General features: G+C 60.3%; 2 protein-coding genes. One reads left to right on the top strand and one right to left on the bottom strand.

What is annotated here, in order from left to right:
• The coding region (locus A5688_RS13800) for a cyclopropane mycolic acid synthase family methyltransferase (protein ID WP_068268193.1) at positions 1-768 on the top strand (768 nt) is incomplete at its 5' end.
• A gap of 60 nt (positions 769-828) precedes the next feature.
• Here A5688_RS13800 and A5688_RS13795 read toward each other — a convergent pair.
• Positions 829-1,596 (bottom strand): cyclopropane mycolic acid synthase family methyltransferase (locus A5688_RS13795; RefSeq protein ID WP_068268191.1); only part of this gene is annotated, 768 nt, incomplete at its 5' end.

The raw sequence follows: 1,596 nt of genomic DNA, 5'->3' as shown, positions 1-1,596 counted from the left end.
TACAGTTGCGCCTACTTCGAGCGCGACGACATGACGCTCGAAGAAGCTCAAATCGCGAAGTTCGACCTGGCGCTGGGAAAGCTGAACCTCGAGCCCGGGATGACGCTGCTGGACATCGGCTGCGGCTGGGGCGGCGCCCTGAAGCGGGCTGTCGAGAAGTACGACGTCAACGTCATCGGAATCACGCTGAGCCGCAATCAGTTCGAGTACAGCAAGAACAAGCTGGCCGCGTTGCCGACCGACCGCAACATCGAGGTGCGCCTACAAGGCTGGGAAGAGTTCGAAGACAAGGTCGACCGGATTGTCACGATCGGCGCCTTCGAAGCTTTCAAGATGGAGCGCTACTCGGCATTTTTCGAGCGCGCGTACGACATCCTTCCCGATGACGGCCGCATGCTGTTGCACACGATTTTGGCGTATTCCCAAAAGCAGCAGCATGAGCGCGGTGTTTCGATCACGATGAGCGATTTGCGCTTCATGCGATTCATCGGCCAGGAAATCTTCCCCGGCGGACAGCTGCCGGCGCAGGAGGATATCTTCAAGTTCGGTGAGGCTGCTGGCTTCTCGATCGAACGGGTGCAGTTGCTGCAGAAGCATTACGAGCGGACCCTCAACATATGGGCGGCCAATCTGGAAGCCAATAAGGACAAGGCGATCGCTGTCCAATCGCAAGAGGTCTACGACCGGTACATGCACTACCTGACGGGGTGCGAGAACTTCTTCCGCAAGGGCGTCTGCAATGTGGGGCAGTTCACGATGGTCAAGTAGGACAAAGCAATTCAGCCCCGAACGTGATTCGTTCGGGGCTGATTGCTCGTTGTGGTCCGGTTACTTTTCCAGCGTGAATTGATTGACGTCGGTGTATCCCTCACGGAACAGCTTCGCGCAGCCGGTCAGGTACTTCATGTACCGGTCGTAGACCTCGTGGGACTGGATCGCCAGGGCCTGCTCGCGATTGGCCTCGAGGGCTTCGGCCCACAGGTCCAGGGTTCTGGCGTAGTGCAATTGCAGCGACTGGACGCGGGTCAACTCGAAGCCCGTCGTCACCCCATACTCGCCGACGGTCTGCGGGGTCGGCAGCCAGCCGCCGGGGAAAATCTCGGCCAGAATGAATTGCGAGAACTGGACGATCTCGTGGGTCAGTGTCATGCCCTTGGCCCGGGCGTCCTTGAACGACGGACGAACGATGGTGTGCAGCAACATCACTCCGCCGGGCGGCAGCGCCTGGTAGGCCATCTTGAAGAAGCGGCCGTAGCGTTGCCGGCCGAAGTGCTCGAACGCGCCGATCGACACGATGCGGTCCACCGGCTCGTGGAACTTCTCCCAGCCTTCCAGCAGCACACGTCGGGTGCGGGAGGTATCCATCTGGTCGAAGGACTGCTGCACGTGCTCCGCCTGGTTCTCCGACAGCGTCAGGCCCACGACGTTGACGTCATATTTCTCGATGGCCCGCCGCAGCGTGGCGCCCCAGCCGCAACCGATGTCCAGCAGCGTCATCCCGGGCTCGAGCTTCAGCTTCCCCAGCGCCAGGTCGAACTTCGCGATTTGAGCTTCTTCGAGCGTCATGTCGTCGCGCTCGAAATAGGCGCAGGTGTA

The sequence above is a fragment of the Mycobacterium mantenii genome, from assembly GCF_001667865.1.
In the GTDB taxonomy this organism is placed as follows: domain Bacteria; phylum Actinomycetota; class Actinomycetes; order Mycobacteriales; family Mycobacteriaceae; genus Mycobacterium; species Mycobacterium mantenii_A.
Note: the sequence above shows the minus strand (reverse complement) of the source record. Positions and strands in the feature narration are given on the sequence as shown.